This is a genomic window from Streptomyces sp. 8P21H-1 (assembly GCF_013302945.1).
In genome coordinates, this window is the sequence record NZ_JABTYA010000319.1 from 1 (window position 1) to 1,303 (window position 1,303).

1 pseudogene is annotated in these 1,303 nt (G+C 77.6%); it reads left to right on the top strand.

What is annotated here, in order from left to right:
• Positions 1 to 1,303: pseudogene (locus HO151_RS06650) on the top strand (hypothetical protein); the annotation flags it as partial.

A 1,303-nucleotide genomic window follows, 5' to 3' on the forward strand; every position in this document is an offset into this window, starting at 1 on the left:
GGGCGCACGCGCCGGTCTCCGACCCCGCGCACGACCAGGCTGCCGACGCGGTGCCCGGTCACGTCGTCGTGGACCCGGCCGTGGCCGCCGGGCAGGCTCCGGAGGCCGGACAGGTCCTGGAGACGACCGGGCAGGTCCCGGAAGCGGTGCAGGCGCCGGAGGAGGGGTACGCGCCTCAGCAGCCGGAGGCGGATGAAGCGCCCTTCGCGCAGCCGACGGAGATCGCCGGAGCACCCGGCGCGGAGGCGGTGGAGGAGGCCGGGCCCGTCGTCGCGGAGGCCGCCCAGGCTCCGCAGACGGTTCAGGCACCGCAGGCGGTCCTGGTGCAGGACTACGCGCAGGCACCCCAGCTCGCCGACGGTTCCCTGTTCCCGCAGGCTCCGCAGGACGGCCAGGGCGCCGAGTTCGTCCAGACGGTCCCGGAGTTCGCGCACGTTCCGCAGCCCGCGCCCTTCCCGCCCGCGCCCGAGGCTCCCCAGGTCCCGCAGGCCGACGACGCCTCGCAGCCCGGGTACCCGGCCCCGGAGCCGCAGACCCAGGACACAGCCGCCCCGCCGGACGCCGAGCCCGGACAGCACGCCGAGCCTCAGGAGCGGCAGCTTCAGGAGCAGCCGCAGCCGCAGCCGGCGCAGGCCGAGCCCGTCGTCGCCGAGGCGCTCCAGGCCCAGGAAGCCCAGGACGCCCAGGGGATCGCCGGGCCCGCCGAGGGGTCCGTCCCGGAAGCCGCCGACACCGCCGAGCAGCTCCAAGACCCCCGGATCCAGGACGTACCGCTTCAGGAGGCGCCGGAGCAGGACCTCTCCCCGGCGGCCGGGCAGCCCGTCGGCGTCGGCCGGTTCGTACCGGTCGAGGGCGTGGTTCCCACCACCCCCCACCTGGCTCCCACCCCGCCGCACGGCGTGAGCGTGCAGCCCCTCCCGGAGGAGCTGAGCGGACAGCCGGCCGAAGAGACGGCGGATCCGACGGACTCGACGGACCAGGTCGAACCGCCCGTCGAGCAGCCGCAGTCCCAACCCCAGCCGGAACCGGCCCCGGAGACCGAGGACGACGAGGAGCCCCTCCTCGTGCTGCCCGCCCCCAGGGAGCCCGAGCCGGTCGTCGGGGAGGCCGAGGCCGGTGTCGGGGCCGGGCCGGTGGCGCCGGTGGTCCCCGAGGCCGGGGCGACGCCCGAACCCGCCCCCGTACCGCCCGTTCCCGCCGAAGGCGCGGACGCCGAGGCCGCCCGGGACGCGGAGGGCGCCGAGGCCGTGGAAGACGCCGAGGGCACCGAAGGCACCGGCCCGGAACCCGTGGCCGCGCAGCG